14 protein-coding genes, 1 pseudogene and 1 other annotated feature are annotated in these 16608 nt (G+C 36.8%); of the genes and pseudogenes, 4 read left to right on the forward strand and 11 right to left on the reverse strand.

Annotated features, from left to right (window positions below):
• Position 1: 1 nt before the first annotated feature.
• Positions 2–526 carry a GNAT family N-acetyltransferase gene (locus tag IGK86_RS11630; protein WP_010776053.1) on the forward strand — a complete coding sequence of 175 codons (525 nt, stop codon included), beginning with the start codon at positions 2–4 and terminating at the stop codon, positions 524–526.
• Between the two features lie 44 nt (positions 527–570).
• On the opposite strand, the gene IGK86_RS11635 is transcribed toward IGK86_RS11630, so the two are convergent.
• The 4 genes from IGK86_RS11635 to recX form a co-directional block, all read right to left on the reverse strand.
• The gene (locus tag IGK86_RS11635) at positions 571–1056 is read right to left on the reverse strand and encodes a hypothetical protein (RefSeq protein WP_002356444.1); all 486 of its coding nucleotides are present in this window, start codon (positions 1054–1056) and stop codon (positions 571–573) included.
• Between the two features lie 137 nt (positions 1057–1193).
• The gene (locus IGK86_RS11640; protein ID WP_002368824.1) at positions 1194–2318 is read right to left on the reverse strand and encodes an LCP family protein; all 1125 of its coding nucleotides are present in this window, start codon (positions 2316–2318) and stop codon (positions 1194–1196) included.
• A 180-nt stretch (positions 2319–2498) separates the two neighbouring features.
• Complete coding sequence (mutY, locus tag IGK86_RS11645) at positions 2499–3683, reverse strand: A/G-specific adenine glycosylase (protein WP_016616635.1); 1185 nt, start codon at positions 3681–3683, stop codon at positions 2499–2501.
• Positions 3673–4473: a recombination regulator RecX gene (gene recX / locus IGK86_RS11650; protein WP_010713146.1), complete on the reverse strand. Its 801-nt coding sequence runs from the start codon at positions 4471–4473 to the stop codon at positions 3673–3675. The genes mutY and recX overlap by 11 nt, the downstream gene beginning before the upstream one ends.
• Positions 4474–4604: 131 nt before the next feature.
• On the opposite strand from recX, the gene rlmD reads away from it, so the two are divergent.
• Positions 4605–5975 carry a 23S rRNA (uracil(1939)-C(5))-methyltransferase RlmD gene (rlmD, locus tag IGK86_RS11655; RefSeq protein WP_002359466.1) on the forward strand — a complete coding sequence of 457 codons (1371 nt, stop codon included), beginning with the start codon at positions 4605–4607 and terminating at the stop codon, positions 5973–5975.
• 264 nt (positions 5976–6239) lie between these two features.
• Here rlmD and IGK86_RS11660 read toward each other — a convergent pair whose 3' ends face one another.
• From IGK86_RS11660 to IGK86_RS11670, 3 genes and pseudogenes are all read right to left on the reverse strand, one after another.
• Positions 6240–6488 (reverse strand): GlsB/YeaQ/YmgE family stress response membrane protein, encoded by a 249-nt coding sequence (locus IGK86_RS11660; protein ID WP_002356434.1) that lies wholly within the window; start codon positions 6486–6488, stop codon positions 6240–6242.
• A 180-nt stretch (positions 6489–6668) separates the two neighbouring features.
• Positions 6669–9791: pseudogene (gene ebgA, locus IGK86_RS11665) on the reverse strand (beta-galactosidase subunit alpha).
• The gene (locus IGK86_RS11670) at positions 9724–11223 is read right to left on the reverse strand and encodes an amino acid permease (protein WP_002359464.1); all 1500 of its coding nucleotides are present in this window, start codon (positions 11221–11223) and stop codon (positions 9724–9726) included. The pseudogene ebgA and the gene IGK86_RS11670 overlap by 68 nt, the downstream one beginning before the upstream one ends.
• Before the next feature lie 148 nt (positions 11224–11371).
• Between IGK86_RS11670 and IGK86_RS11675 the strand changes: the two genes are divergently transcribed.
• Positions 11372–12202 carry an AraC family transcriptional regulator gene (locus IGK86_RS11675; protein ID WP_002356429.1) on the forward strand — a complete coding sequence of 277 codons (831 nt, stop codon included), beginning with the start codon at positions 11372–11374 and terminating at the stop codon, positions 12200–12202.
• Between the two features lie 194 nt (positions 12203–12396).
• Positions 12397–13899, forward strand: coding sequence for a glucosyltransferase domain-containing protein (locus IGK86_RS11680; RefSeq protein WP_016616639.1), 1503 nt, complete (start codon positions 12397–12399; stop codon positions 13897–13899).
• A 122-nt stretch (positions 13900–14021) separates the two neighbouring features.
• Here the strand turns inward: IGK86_RS11680 and rplL are convergent, their stop codons facing one another.
• From rplL to rplK, 4 genes are all read right to left on the reverse strand, one after another.
• Entirely contained in the window at positions 14022–14390 is a 369-nt protein-coding gene (gene rplL / locus IGK86_RS11685) for a 50S ribosomal protein L7/L12 (protein WP_002356427.1), read from the reverse strand.
• A gap of 62 nt (positions 14391–14452) precedes the next feature.
• Positions 14453–14953, reverse strand: coding sequence for a 50S ribosomal protein L10 (rplJ, locus tag IGK86_RS11690; protein WP_002356426.1), 501 nt, complete (start codon positions 14951–14953; stop codon positions 14453–14455).
• A 130-nt stretch (positions 14954–15083) separates the two neighbouring features.
• Positions 15084–15213 (reverse strand) — a sequence feature (ribosomal protein L10 leader region).
• 62 nt (positions 15214–15275) lie between these two features.
• Positions 15276–15965 carry a 50S ribosomal protein L1 gene (gene rplA / locus IGK86_RS11695; protein ID WP_002356425.1) on the reverse strand — a complete coding sequence of 230 codons (690 nt, stop codon included), beginning with the start codon at positions 15963–15965 and terminating at the stop codon, positions 15276–15278.
• 111 nt (positions 15966–16076) lie between these two features.
• Positions 16077–16499 (reverse strand): 50S ribosomal protein L11, encoded by a 423-nt coding sequence (gene rplK / locus IGK86_RS11700; protein ID WP_002356424.1) that lies wholly within the window; start codon positions 16497–16499, stop codon positions 16077–16079.
• Between the last annotated feature and the right edge of the window lie 109 nt (positions 16500–16608).

The following is a 16608-nucleotide window of genomic DNA, read 5'->3' on the forward strand; positions in this document are numbered from 1 at the left end:
TTTGACTGTTTACTTAAGAAAAGCAGAACCTTCTGATTTGCCTGACATCCTTGCTATCATTGAAGATGGACGCCGCACCTTACAAAAAAGTGGCATTCCCCAATGGCAAAACGACGATGGCCCGAATCAAGAAATTTTAGCAAAAGATATCGACCAGCAAACTTGCTATATTTTAATGGTTGATGATGCCTTGGCAGGCGTTGGTGTTTTATGTTCGGAGATTGATCCTGCTTATGAAGCGATTTTTAATGGTTCTTGGCAACCTCATTCTCAAGCTACGTATACAGCAATTCATCGTGTTGCTCTAAAAAGTTTCTTTCAAGGTCAAGGACTGGCTTTGGTGCTTTTGCGCTCACTGGTTACAGCCGCTCGTTTGCAAGGTGCTACTGATATTCGAATTGATACACATCCACAAAATCTCGCTATGCAGCACCTGATTAAAAAAGCTGGCTTTGTTTATCAAGGTGACGTGATTTTAGATGTTAACGATGGCGAACGTTATGCTTATCAGATGATATTGAAATAAAAAAGTTAGGGATAACTGCCAGATTGACAGCTATCCCTAACTTTTTACATCTTATGAACACTATGAGCGCTTTGAATGCCCTCACAGGCTTCTTTACAAGCTTGATTAATTAATAAATAAGAGGATTCTTTTTGGCGGATTCCTAATTGATATTTCAATTCATCTGTCACTTGGCAAGATTCACTTAATGCCTCTAACCAGAAAAATACTCCTTCTTTATACGTATCTAATCCTTCTAGCAAGATTTTCGTTGCTTCTTTATCATAATACGGCTCTAAATTTTTACGAAACATCATTTCTTCTGTAAAAAAACGATTCACATTATTTCGGCAAAACATATAAGTGTCACGGCCTCTCCGATGTGCAGCCTGATTACAACCGTATTCTTGAACTTCTTTAGAGATGGCTTTGAAAATTTCGTTGTATACTTCAATTCTTTGCATAATTGACAAAATGGTATCTGTATAACTAAACATAACTCCTTGCTCCCTTCCCCTTCTAAGTAACAAAAATTTGCTTGTTACTTTCATTATAAAGGGAATGTTGGGTTTATATCAAATGATACGCTGTTTCCTTGCTAAAATCCTTCGTTTTTTCCTTAGAAGAATAATAAGTAAGCGGATTATTTAATCTGTTATGTTCGGATTTTCTACACTTGGAAAATAAATTATTTTATAAAGCCATTTTCCGTTTTAACTGATGGCAACGGGCCAGTCTGTGTATTGCCAGGAACACCAATATACGTATTGCCGTTGATGGAAGTCATTTCGTTTTCCTCAGCTGCTTCATCTTGAACGGTATAATCACTTTGATATAAAAATTCACCGTTCGTATGGAAGACATAGCCGTCTTGATCTCGTTCATCTGGCTTTTCTAAATTTAAAGACACACGTAATTGATGACGGACATTTTCAATACTATCTGGATATAGTTCAACCATACTGCGCCCTTCATTACTAAAAGTGCGCCAGTCAAAAGAAAGCTGTTGTTTATCATAATTGGTCCAAGTCAAACCTTCTTTGACTAAATGAGTCAATTCATTGGAATCCACATCAGTTTGAATGTTTCCATTTAACGAATCAATAATGTCCATTATTTTCATGATTGATTGACCAGATTTCAACTTGTCTTCAACTGCTTGAATAATTTCTTGTTGTCGGAATCCACGCATAATATCGTTATCGCTATGTCTTTCACGGGCATAAGATAAAGCTTTCGTACCATCTAAATGCTGTTTCCCTGCATCAAAATGAATGGATCCTGGCCCGTCTTTGGTGACACCATCAAACGCCTGCTTGACATTGACATCTATGCCACCAACCGCATCAATTAACTTAATAAAAGATAAAAAGTTAAACACAACGTAATGATTGATTGGAATATTCAATAATTTCTCAACTGTGTTAACAGAAGCTGTTGGTCCATCGTAGGTATAGGCGGCTTCAATTCGCTGCATCCCTTGGTAATTTTTCGCATCAATTTGAACAAAACTATCCCGTGGCAAACTTAAATAGGTTATTTTCTTCGTCTTGTTATTCACGGTAATCACCATCATAGCATCAGTCCTAGTTGTGCCTAATTTCCGTTCAATTGTATTGTCTAGACCCATGACCAAAAACGATTGACTATCTTTATTTTGCGCTTCAGTATAATCATTTTTTATGGGGACATAGCCTTTATCAATCGTTTTCTTTAAATAGCTACCCGCTACAGCAAAGTATGCTGAGCCGACTGTGACAAAAAACAAAATGATGACTAAACTAATTAAGCTGATTTTTCGCTTCCTACTCATTGGCTGTACTTCCTCTCTCTTGAAAAGTCTCCACCATCATTACTACTCCTCTAAGCAGACAAGAGACAAGTCTATCTTACCAGTCCCCTTCAAAACTAAACATAGCAGAATTTATATAGGGGTATAACCTAGAGGAAACAAAAAAGAGGGGCTTGTTTGTTTAAAAGCCTCTCTTTTTTGTTATTTATTTTTGTGTTCTTTTTTGAACAATTCCACCATTTTTTGCTGTGGTTTTGGAAAAACATACTCTGAAAATTGTTGTGCTGCCACCCATCGCTGCGACTCTAGTGTGGCTAATTCGCCTGTATTTCGGCCATAAAAGACTAAGATATGCCATTTTAAATGACTGAAAATATGAACGACTTCGCCTAAGGCACGTTTTTGCCAGACAACTGTGTCATAGTCAGCAAAAACATTGACAGGTTCTTCAGCAACCAAAGGCTCTGTTACAGGATCTAACTCTAAAGTTAATTGTTTTTCCGTTTCTGCTGGTTGCGCCAGTTTTTGCAATTGTTGAAATTGTTTTTTGCTAATTTCTTCAATCGGAAACAGCCACATATTGGCTAACAAACCGGTTTCAGGGCGTTGTTCTAATAAAAATTCTTGCTTTTTATTTTCAATAATAGTGCCGACATAATACACATCTTTCGGCTTAACTTTTTTTGATTTGACTGGATAAGCGGTCATTTTATCTGCCTGATAGGCCGCACAATATTGCTGAAGCGGACAGCTTTCACACTTAGGTGAAGTTGGGGTGCAGACGGCTGAGCCTAGATCCATTAAGGCTTGATTAAAATCCCCTGGACGCTCACGATCGATGATTTTAAGCATCGCCGCTTCAAATACTTTACGACTACTCGCTTTTGCAATATCTGCATCAATTTCAAATAAACGGCTCACTACCCGCATGACGTTACCGTCAATTGCTGGTTCGGGTAAATTAAAGGCAATACTGCCAATCGCACCAGCCGTATAGGGGCCGATTCCTTTTAAACTCCGAATATCTTCGATTGTGTCAGGCATTTTCCCACCAAATTCTGAAACAATCTGTTGCGCTGCCACTTTTAAATTACGCGCTCGTGAATAGTAACCTAACCCTTCCCAAGCTTTCAACAACTTATCATCTGGCGCTTCCGCTAAATCTTGAATCGTCGGAAACCATTCCATAAATCGATAAAAATAATCAATGACTGTATCTACGCGAGTTTGTTGTAGCATAATTTCAGAAATCCAAATACGATACGCATCTGTATTCGCTCGCCAAGGTAAATTGCGTTTTTCTCGTTCATACCAAGCTAAAAAATCTTCCTGGAATGAACTAACTTTTGCGGGACTCCACGCCTCCCAAGGCTCTTTATTCGTCATGTTCTACTTCCTTTTCGCTAATAAATTGCTGAATCAAATCATAGTCAAACCCTTTTTGGAATAAGCTTTGTTTGACTTTTTGGACTTTTTTAGAAAAATCAAATCGCTGATTGGCACGCCATAAACGTTCGCCTTCCTTGTTTAACGCTTGTTGTTCTTGTTCTTCGTCCTTTTCAAAAGCTAAAGATTCCAAAGCTAGATCAATGATTTCATTTGTAAAGCCCTTTTGCATCAGATGCAGACGCGTTTTCTGTAGTGCATCTTTAAAACTTTTAGTTCGATAGCGTTTCATGGCCTTTTCTGCAGTTGCTATGGCAACATTAAGCTGTTCATCTAACGTATAAAAGGTCAAGCCATGCTGAATATCTTCTTCACTAATGCCTTTTTGCTTTAATTGTTGTGCCACATTTCGTGGTCCTTTATCACTGGTTCGCATAGCTGTCCGTACGTAACTTTCACTAAAAATTGCATCATCCAACAACCGCAGCTCTTCTAAACGTTGAACGATTTTTACTCGATCTTCAGGTACAATTTCTTTCTCTTTTAAATAAGTAAAAATCTCTTTCTTTGAACGTAATTGATAGCTTAAATAATTCATCGCCATTTGTAACCCGACATCATAAGAACTGGCTTTTTTTATTTCTTCTATTAAAGTATCTGATAACTCTTGGCCTTTTAGCAGACGCTGCCGTACTAAAATATCTTCCGAGACACGCAGTTTTTCGCCTGAAGATAGCCAAAGTAGATAAAATTCACCTTTATCTTTACTAATTCGTGTGATTGTTGTCATCTTATTCTCCTGCCCCTCTAAATCAGAACATATATTCTACTATACCATAGAATCCTTGGAAGCCAAATAAATAAAAATGTGCTAAAATGGGAGGAAGTGAAAAATGTGAGATGACTAAAGGATGAAAGAATATGACCCAACAACTAGTAAAAAAAGGCCAACAAATTTCTTTAAAAATTAAACGATTAGGAATTAATGGCGAAGGTATCGGCTATTATAAAAAATTAATTATTTTCGTTCCTGGGGCGCTACCGAAAGAAGAAGTGACTGCCACGATCACAAATGTTACACCAAAATTTGCTGAAGGAACCCTTCAATCTGTCAAAAAAGCTGCTAAAGATCGCGTGGTCCCTCCTTGTCCTGTCTATGAAACATGTGGCGGCTGCCAACTACAACATTTAGCCTACAAAGCACAATTAGACTTTAAAAAAGATTTATTAAAGCAGGCGCTTAACAAATTTAAACCAGCCAATTATCAAAACTATGAACTACGAAAAACAATTGGGATGGAGAATCCTTGGAATTATCGAAATAAAGCCCAATTCCAATTACGCCAAATCGATGGACAAGTAGAAGCTGGTCTCTATCAAGCTGATTCACATCAATTAGTACCGATTGATAACTGTTTGGTCCAACAGCCTGCGACAACCAAGGTGATGAATACATTAGTTGATTTATTGAATGACTTTCAATTACCAATTTATGATGAACGTAAAAATAGTGGTATCTTTCGAACATTAATGGTTCGAGTGGGCATCCAAACTGGCGAAGTCCAAGTAGTGTTCATTACACAATCGCAGAAATTTCCACAAAAAGAAAAAATGGTTCGCGCAATTAATGAACAATTACCAGAAGTTGTTTCTATTATGCAAAATGTCCAAAATAAAAAAACCTCTCTAGTAATGGGTGATGATACCCTTCACTTATGGGGCAAAGAAAGCATTGAAGAACACATTAACGACGTTGTCTTTGATTTATCGCCGCGAGCATTTTTCCAATTGAATCCAGAACAAACGGAAGTTTTATATAATGAAGGAATCAAGGCCTTAGATTTACAACCAAATGAAACTGTTGTTGATGCTTATTGTGGCGTCGGGACCATTGGCTTAAGTTTAGCGAAACAAGCGCATCAAGTTCGTGGTATGGATACCATTCCCGCCGCAATTGACGATGCTAGATTCAATGCAAAACGACTTGGTGTTACGAACACACATTATGCTGTTGGAACAGCTGAAGACTTATTACCTAAATGGTTCAAAGAAGGCTTTAAACCTGATGCCATTGTAGTTGATCCCCCACGGACTGGTTTGGATCGTAAATTATTAACGGCCCTTTTGAAACAACCACCTAAGAAAATGGTGTATATTTCTTGTAATGTATCCACGTTAGCACGTGATTTAGTTCAATTAGCCAAAGTATATCAAGTAGACTATTTACAATCTGTTGATATGTTTCCACAAACCGCTCGTTGTGAAGTTGTCGTAAAATTAACGAGAAAATAAAAAAAGGAGCGTGGGACAAAAATCACTTTGGATTTTTGCTCCACGCTCAAAAACTGATAAACGGCGGGAACAGAACCAACACTACGCGTTGCTCCGATCTCAACAACTTCTAAGAGCTAAAGCTCTAAGAGTTGAAGGTCCTTCGGAAATAAGCCGAAATTATCCAAAAATTAAAAAGCAATTTTCGGAAATTTCTTCTTATTTCTCGGAGCTAAACGGTTCTGTCCCGACCTCCTTTAACTAATTAAACAATTATTTACTTAATTAGCTATTTTTTCGTCCGAAGAAGAATGAAACCACAGCAACTAAAATTACTGCCCCAATAATTGATGGCACAATTGCCATACCTGCTACGTGAGGACCCCAGCTACCTAAGATTTTTTCTCCGATAAATGAACCAACTAAACCGGCAACGATATTCGCAATCCAACCCATTGATTGACCTTTGCTTGTAAGCGCGCCAGCGATAGCACCGATAACAGCACCAACGATTAAAACCCATAAAGTATGCATAAAATAATTCCTCCTAAATGCTTTATCTAGCGAATAATTCGCTATGTTACTATTATGGACTACTTTTATTAGATAACAAAATAGTTTGCTTGTTTCCATGAAAAAAAAGCAATAATTTCTGATAATTTCATTAAAAAAACTCAGAACAGGAGACCGAAGTGCACTGTTCTGAGCTTTTATTTAAGAAATTGTTGGTCGTTTTACTCGTTCATGTGCGACATCCGCTGCTTGAATCTCTTTATTATTAAAAGGTGTTAAGCGGAATGCCAATTGGAATTCTTCAAACGTAGTCCGGTATTTTTCTAATTGCCACTGGCCACAAGAGTAGCTACCTAGGGCGTTTTGTTTGTAATCGATATTTAAAACAACATACTCACTTTCTTGTAATTCATTGGTATGCTTAGCAACATCTAGCGCTTGTTCTTCAAAATAAGAAACACTAAAATTATATGAATCAGCCGCTGTTGCTACTACCCCTTGGCCACGATCATCCGTGAATGCGGACCATTTAGTCGCCATGTGGTTACCATTGGCTTGTGGAACAACATAATTAGTGAACATTTCCGCTACTGTAGCATCATAAACGCCAAGTAAACCAGCTTCTTGTGAATCTACATAGTTTTCTCTCGGCCCTTTACCGAAATATTTTACTTCTGATAGAGACTTGTCTAAATGGAGAGTCACACCCAAACGTGGTAACATATCTGGCGCATTTTCAATTTTACCGGCAGGACTACCTTTTAAGTCGAAGAAAATTTCGCCATTTGGTGCAATTAAATACTGATAGGTACATTGATAATGCCAAGCACTGTTAGTCGTTCCGTTAATTGTTTTTACGATGACTTGGATAAAATCATCAACTTTTTTCCACTCAAAAGAACGGACAATTTCATGCTCTAAATGTAAGAAATATTTCTTCTTCATTTCATCAATAATTTCCATATCATTACTGATCGGTGCCCGCCAAAATGTAAATTTCGGCCCTCTATGCAATAATTTTTTACCATCTCGTGTCACATTCGTTAAGGCGCCCTTCACTTTATCAAAATTAATTGAAAAGTTTGGTCCTTCAATGTATAAATGAGGGCCAATTTCCTTTGCCATCATCGTGCCAACTGGTGTGATCTCGATCCCTGGTGTTGCAATTGGCAACTCAAACTGTGCGGTAGCTAATTCATGACCAGCAGATGCATAGGCGGTCGTTTCTTTCAATTGATATGAAAGAGTTAAATAATAGGCGGCTCCTGCCTTTTTAGGAAAATCTAAATGATAAGGTAAGTGCAGTCTTCCTTCTGCTCTAGCAGCAATTGCTGGCACTGCTACTGTCCCTGATTGAATCACTGTTTGATCTTCAGTAATTGTATAAACCAGCTTAAAGATAGCCAAGTTTTCAAAGTCAAACCGACTCAATAATGAGAATTCACCTGACAGAACGTCAATAGCGCTAGTTGTAATGGGTTCAATGACTTTTTTGTATTCATACAAGCTAGGAGATGGCGTACGGTCAGGCATCAACATCCCATCAATACAAAAATCTTTGTTACTTGGATCATCGCCGAAATCGCCGCCATAACGATAATAAACTTCACCGTTATCTGTTACAGATTCAATGCCATGGTCAAACCATTCCCAAATAAAGCCACCTTGTAATTTATCATGAGCATAAAATAGCTCTTGGTATTCTTTTAAATTCCCAGGGCCATTCCCCATCGCATGACAATATTCACATAAAATATGCGGTTTTTTTGAATTTTCAATAATCGTATTCATCAGTAATTCTCTAGTTGGGTGTTCCAACCAAGTATACATTGTAGAATAGACATCCGTGACCTCTGCCTCAAAATCACCTTCATAATGAACCAAACGTGTTGGATCCATTTCTTTTGCAATACGGGCCATTTCAATAAAGTTATGACCAAACGCAGATTCATTTCCTAACGACCAAAAGAGAATTGATGGATGGTTTTTATCCCGTTGAATCATCCGTACCATCCGAGAAACATAAGCCGTTTCCCATTCTGGATCGTTACTAATCCAATCATATTCTCCAGTTAATTCAAAGCCGTGACATTCCAAATCAGTTTCATCAATCACATACATTCCATATTCATCACATAAATCATAGAAATAAGCAGATGCTGGATAATGACTGGTTCGAATGGCATTAATATTAAATTGTTTCATTAAACGAATATCTTTTTCAATTTCTTCACGACTAACCACTCGACCATTTTTCGGATTATAATCATGACGATTCATTCCTTTTAGTTTAATGGCCACACCATTGACTAAGAAAGTCTCACCAGATACATGAATATTTCTGAAACCAACTTTTTGCGGAATAACTTCGACGACTTCCCCTTCAGAAAAAACAGTAATAAATAGTTGATACAAGTATGGTTTTTCAGCTGACCAAGCAGTGACAGACGGTAAACTTGCTGAAAATTCAACCGTACCTTGATTTCCTGCGACAGTCTCTTTAAGAACCGTTTTTCCCTGCTGATCCATCAACTCCAATTGAACTTGTTGTCCTTTGTCTTGCCAAAATTTACCCGTAATTGCCAAGTGGCCATTTTGATACGAATCATCTAAATCGGAAATAATAAAGAAATCTTCCAGCCCATTTTCTGGTACACCGAGTAATTCAACATCACGAAAAATACCACTTAACCACCACATATCTTGATCCTCTAAATACGTACCATCTGACCATTGATAGACTCGCACCGTTAAATCATTTTTTTCACCAATTTTAGCGTAAGGCGTAATGTCAAATTCTGCTTCATTTCGTGCACCTTTACTGTAGCCAACTTCATGGCCGTTCACCCAAACATGATAAGCTGAATCTACGCCACAAAAACGTAAAATGATTTTTTTATCGTGAAATGTTTCATCTATAGCAAATGTCCGTTTGTAAATACCTGTTGGGTTTTCCGTTGGTACATACGGCGGATTAATGGGAAAATTGTACCATAAATCAGAGTAATGCATTTTGCCATATCCTTGGACTTACCAATTTCCAGGAACAGCGATTTGATCCATTTGGCTTGTATCAAAGTCCGTCGCAAAAAAGTTTTCTGGGCTGTATTCTGGCGCTTCTAAAAAGAGAAAATGCCAGCATCCGTTTAAATTTTTGTATGCTTGTGTATATTTATTTTCATTTAATAACGCTGTTTCTTTCGAAGGAAAGCTCGAAAAATGTGCTCGTCCAGGCAACCGATTGATACTATCTACTTTATAATTTTCCCAAGTCTTCATAATCCATTTCTCCTTTACCAACTTCATTTTTTTCTTTTGTTTCATATCGTTTCCAACAAATCCAAGCAAAGCCCATAAAGACAATTAACCCAATAATGTTATACGCCAACATGCCCAGTGGACTAGCGGTTCCTTTCGGTAACGTGCCATTGATTTCTTCCATGATTAGTTTTGGATCCGGCACAGTTGACATAAAGAATACAAAGATAAAAATGGCTAATAAGAAAATCCCCGCAATTAAGCCAAAGGTTCGATTACCAAACCGGAAACTTCTCGGCATTGTTTCTTTTTTCCAACGAAGCCCAATATAGGCGATTAACAAGAACAAGACAGGCACTAATGACGTAGAAGCTGTCATATTAATTAACGTTTCTAAAAAGCTATCCATATTTCCAATTCCTAGTGCTGGAATGGCAACTAAAATCGTCACAATAATTCCTTGAACTAACAAAGCATTGGTTGGATTTCCCTCTTCGTTCGTTTTCACTAGCCACTTACCGAAGACCCCATCAGGAATTTCTGAGAAAAATACTTTAACTGGTGCTGCCGTCCACAGAGCCAAAGAACCAAGACTTCCGACAAATAAGATAATTCCTACTAAGCGCACCATCATTGCTGCGGGAATATGGAAATACGTACCTAAAATTTTAAAGATATCAAAAATACCATTTGAAAAATTTCCTTTTAAGACGTCCGTTGGCACTACCAAACCTACAGCAACGGCACCAAGAATATACATGATACCGACCGCAATCGTTGCACCAATCATCGTGCGGACAAACGTTTTATTGCCGCCTTTAACATCCTTAATATATACACCGATACTTTCACCACCGCCAACAGCTTGTAAAATCCACGCCATCGTCATGAAAAAAGTCCAATTAAAAGTTGGCATAATTGACGTCGTGGTAAACTCTTGTGCTGGCTCATTGCCAAAACCAAACACGACGACAAAGGCTAAAACCACAAAAGCTACGCCCATAAATAAACGAGCACCACCCGCTAAGCTAGTCACTTTCGAAATCCACGAAACCCCTTTAATACAAACCCATGTCATTAACCAAAATAACAGGATAGAAATCACTGCAATTATTTTAGTACTATGGTTTCCTTGAAAAACGTTTTGACCTAAAAAAGCGTATGAACCATAAATCAATGTATTCGGTAGTAATGAACAGAAGAAAAACAAGTTGACAAAGAAATATGACCAAGCGCCTAAAAATGCCCATTTAGGTCCTAACACAGATTCCAACCAACTGTGAACACCTGATTCATTTTCAGAATTAGCAGAAGCAAATTCTGCAATCATTAGAATAAATGGTAAAAAGTAAAAAATAGAGCCGAATAAATAGCCTGGAATAGTTGCTAGGCCAATCTGAATACTGTTGTTAACAATGCTGGGAAAGGCAAAAACCGCTGAAAAAGTCATGAGCATCAATGCGACAGAACCTAATCGTTCCCGTGAATGTGTTGCCATTTTACTACATCCTCTCTTTATCAAATTAATTAGTACTCACACATTGTAAAACGCTTACAGTTTTTTAAAAATAAAAAATGTTGCCTATTTCTTGTAAAGATGTTGACTTTTAGAAAGCCTTTACATACTCTTATAAAGAGGTGATAGCATGCAAAATGTTTTTACAAATAATGTCAGCATCCTGATTAATGATCAACCTATTAGCCAAGAATTTCATCTTTATGAAGCTGGCTATGAAAAATGCCGTCCGACAAAACCAACTGAGTTTGCCCCCATTAATTATTGGGTTTTGCATTATTGTAGCGATGGTGAAGGCTATTTTTCAACACCCTTTATGGAAAAACAACACATTACCGCTGGCGATTTGTTTATGATTCCAGCCAATTGTCGCAATATTTATTATCCTAATCGGCAAAATCCTTGGACCTATCATTGGGTCGGTTTTGTTGGAGATCTTTCGTCTCAGTATTTAGAAAAAATAGGCCTGACTACCGAAAATTGTATTTTAAAAGGAACTGTTGATAAGAAATTAGAAAGTTTATTTAAAAATATTTACCAAGAAGCGAAGAAACATAATCATTTTGGCAGTTTAAGTGAAAGCTTTCAATTGTTGAATTATCTAGAGCATCATTCCGTTACACAGCACGAAAACCAAAGCCAACAATTATTTAACCAAATTAAAATGGCTATTCACGAAAATTTTTCAAACAATCTTTCAATTAGTCAATTAGCTTCCGAGTATAACATTGATCGTAGCTATTTATTTAAGCTGTTTCAGCGTTATGAACAAACAAATCCTAGTATTTATGTACAAAACTTAAAATTGCAAAAAGCCTGTTCTCTGTTAAGAAAAAGTTCCTTAACCATCACGGAAATCAGTTTTGAAGCAGGTTTTTCTTCACCTTCTTATTTTTCAAAATTTTTCTTCCAGAAAAAAGAGATGACACCTCGACAATATCGTCAACAGTTTTTGACTTAAAATAAATTGTTACTTATCTGTAGTTAAAGTAAAAAACGATTTATTTGATAATTTTCAAATTTAGGTAGTTCTTATAACTTATCTATTTTATAATTAATTAGGGTTTTATTATAGGTGGGAGTGTGATATATAGACTAATCAAAATCAATAAATAATTTACAAGTTTTAGCAAATAAACAATATTGGAGAGAAAAATGAAACATTTTATTAAAGAAAACAAAGGTTTAGCCATCTACAGCTTTTTAATTGTCTTTGCTACTTATGGTATTAAACTATGTAACAATACTTACGCTATTGATACTATGCACTTAATGACTAACTACAGAGGCTACTTAAAACATTGGGTTTCGATTGGTAGACCAGGATTAGTAGCTTTAAAGCTTTTAACATACAACTATGTAAATGTTTATTTTTTAAATTTGTTAGCTATTATTTTCTTTGCTATCGCCACTATCTTGTTGTGCTATTATGTTGATCTTTCAACTAAGCAGATTTATAACAAAAAGTATTTATATATTATCCCAAGTATTTTTCCAACCAGTCAATTATTTAGCGAACAATTTTACTTCGTCCTACAAAATTTTGAATTTTCATTAGGTATCTGTTTGGTTATACTTTCTCTCATTGCTATTTACCATATTCCCAATAAAATTTTTAAATTATTCGGCTTTTTGTTGCTGACATTTACACTTACTATGTACCAATCATTCTTTGTATTTGCGTGTACCTTAATTTTGTTCAAGATTTTAATGACATTGTATTTTGCTCAGTTGAATGACCTTAAAATTTCTTTTAAAGACTATGCCTTCAAAATTGGTCATTTTATTCTACTAGCTATTTCATCTCTCGTTCTATCTCAACTAATGACGGTGTTAGCGAAAAAAGTTTTAAACGTTGAAAGCTCCTATCTAGATAATATGATTCTTTGGGGTAAACGTCCCTTGATAGATTCTATCAATGATATTAAAGATTACGCCAAAGAACTATTCTTCCCTCCAGTCGGAGACACTTTTTTTACACCGCTGTTTTTGATATGTGTTCTTTTACTGGTCATTGTATTAATTAATATGTCCTATCTGAAACGAAAAAATGTTTTCTTCATCTTTATTACCTTGTTAGGTATTGTAATCACTCCACTCATGTTTACAATTTTAGGTGGAAAACGTCCGGCAATTAGAGGTGAAGTACCTAACTTCCCTGCTGTTTTAGCATTATTACTTATCTTTATTATGATTTACTGGGGATACAACTTTGTGCTTAAACATTTATTAATTGGCATAGTAATTCTCTTTACTTTTATTCAAGTTCGGGAAACAACCAACCTAGAATATTCTGAGTATCTAACAGCGGAAGAAGATTTACGTACTGCGGAAATGATTACAAATAATATTTATTCAATGGAAATTGAGAATCCAGAATCCTATAAACTTTTAATGTATGGAAATCGTTCTCCTCGGAATGTTTCAAATATAAAAGGTGAAACAAATGGTGTCTCATTATTTGAATTCATGCCTAACTCGGTGCATACTAGTTTAAATACTTTACTCTATATGAAAACATTTGGATTAAATTTTAATGATCCTACACCAGAAGATTTTGAAAAACACAAAGCTTTACAAGCAGAAATGAATGTCTGGCCTAGCAAAGATTCTATCCGAGTGGTAGATGATTGTATTGTTGTTAATTTGTCAAAGTAGACAATTAAATTTTATAGATATTTTACTAGCGGTAGTTGTTTTAGCAAAAGACAACTACCGTTTGCTATAAAAAAAGAACCCTTGCCACACAAGGGTTCTCGAACATTCAAAAGTTGAATGAATTATTTTACTGTTACTGAAGCGCCAACTTCTTCTAAAGCAGCTTTTAAAGCTTCTGCTTCTTCTTTAGAAACAGCTTCTTTAACTGGTGCAGGAGCGCCATCAACTACAGCTTTAGCTTCTTTCAAGCCTAAGCCAGTTGCTTCACGAACTGCTTTGATAACTTTAACTTTTTGATCGCCAGCTGCTGTTAATTCAACAGTGAATTCAGTTTGTTCTTCTGCTGCTCCACCTGCTGCTGGTCCAGCTACTGCTACAGGAGCTGCTGCTGATACGTCAAATTTTTCTTCGATAGCTTTAACTAATTCGCTTAGTTCTAAGATAGTTGCTGTTTCTAACTCAGCAACGATGTTTTCAATGTTTAATGCCATTTTGAATTTCCTCCATTTAAATTAAAATTGTTTGTTTTTTATTTGTTTGAATTAGACTGCAATTAAGCAACTTCTTCGTTTTTCTCTGCCACTGCTTTGACAGCGTAAGCCACGTTGCGGACTGGCGCTTGTAATACAGATAATAGCATAGATAGTAAACCTTCGCGGTTTGGTAGTTTTGCCAACGCAGTAATTTGTTCCACTGAAGAAACTTTTCCTTCGATGACGCCACCTTTGATTTCTAATGCTTTTGCATCTTTAGCAAATTCGTCGATGATTTTAGCTGGTGCTACTACATCGTCGTTGCTGAATGCGACAGCAGTTGGGCCTGTAAAGACTTCGTCTAAGCCGTCTAAACCAACTTTTTTAGCTGCACGAGAAAGGATTGAGTTTTTGATGACTTTCATTTCTACGCCTGCATCACGTAATTGTTTACGTAAGTTAGTGACTTCTTCAACTGTTAAACCACGGTAGTCCACGATTACAACTGATGCTGCTGATTCAAATTTCTCAGCGGCTGCTTGAACTAGGGTTTCTTTTTTAGCGATTGCTGCTTCACTCATTTATTTCACCTCCTGATTTTGATGGTGGAGTTGGACTTGGTTTACGTTATGTAAAGTAGAAGAATCAAATGAAACTTCGCTCACTTCGTTCGCCAAGTATTGTTTTACATCGGCTTTTTTTCAAAAAGTCGTGTAAAACAACAAAACTCCATGCCACCGTAGACATAGAGGGACCGAATTGTATATAACTCAACAATTGTCCTCGGTAGGAAATTAAGACTTGCGTCACCTACTGTCTTCGGTACAGTTAATTATTAACCTCACTCACTTTACCATAGGGTAAGTGAGTGAGTCAAGAATTTTTTAATTATTTTCTTTCAAATTAGAAAGAAGCTTGGTCAACGTGGATTCCAGGTCCAAATGTTGTTGTTACTGAAATGTTTTTGATGTATTGACCTTTAGCAGTTGATGGTTTAGCTTTCAATAATACGTCGTTAATTGTGTTGAAGTTTTCAACCAATTTTTCGTTATCAAATGAAACTTTACCGATTGGTACGTGGATGTTACCAGCTTTGTCAACGCGGTAAGTTACTTTACCAGCTTTAACTTCTTCAACAGCTTTTGTAACGTCCATTGTTACAGTACCAGTTTTAGGGTTTGGCATTAAACCTTTTGGTCCTAAGACACGGCCTAATTTACCAACTGTAGCCATCATGTCAGGAGTCGCAACAACTACGTCAAAGTCGAACCATCCACCTTGGATTTTTGCAACCATGTCGTCGTCGCCTACGAAATCTGCACCAGCAGCTTCAGCTTCTTTAGCTTTTTCGCCTTTAGCGAATACTAAAACAGTTTGTGTTTTACCAGTTCCGTTTGGAAGCACAACTGCTCCACGGATTTGTTGGTCTGCTTTTTTAGGGTCAACGTTCAATTTGTAAGCAACTTCAACTGTTGCGTCAAATTTCGCGATGTTTGTATCTTTTGCTAAAGCTACTGCTTCTTCAACTGAGTAAGCTTTTGTAGCATCAACTTTTTTCAATGCTTCTTGCATTTTTTTGCTCTTTTTAGCCATTTTGTTTCCTCCTTGATTGTGGTTATAACGGTTGTACCTCCCACGTCTTTCATATCTTTAAATATGAAACGAACTGAGAAGCTACTTCTTTGAGTAAGTGTGGAATAAAAATTATTCTACGATGATACCCATGCTTCGTGCAGTTCCTGCAACCATGCGCATTGCTGCTTCAACGTCAGCGGCGTTTAGGTCTGCCATTTTAAGTTCAGCGATTTCTTTCACTTGATCGCTTGAAACTGTTGCAACTTTAGTTTTGTTTGGTTCACCTGAACCTTTTTCGATTTTTGCAGCTTTTTTCAATAAGACTGCAGCAGGTGGTGTTTTAGTAATGAATGTAAATGAACGATCTTCATATACAGAGATTACTACTGGAATAATCAAGCCTGCTTGGTCAGCTGTACGAGCATTGAATTCTTTAGTGAATCCCATGATGTTGATACCTGCTTGACCTAACGCTGGACCTACTGGTGGAGCTGGTGTTGCTTTCCCCGCAGGAATTTGTAATTTAACGATTTTTTCTACTTTTTTAGCCACGAAAATACCTCCTTAAGTTCTCGTGCGTGGTTAATGGGGTTGAGATTTCCCCTCCCACTCAACGTACATTTAAAACATACCCTATTACTATACAGGATTCCCTTTACTT

The organism is Enterococcus sp. DIV1206 (assembly GCF_051712485.1).
Lineage (GTDB): Bacteria > Bacillota > Bacilli > Lactobacillales > Enterococcaceae > Enterococcus > Enterococcus faecalis.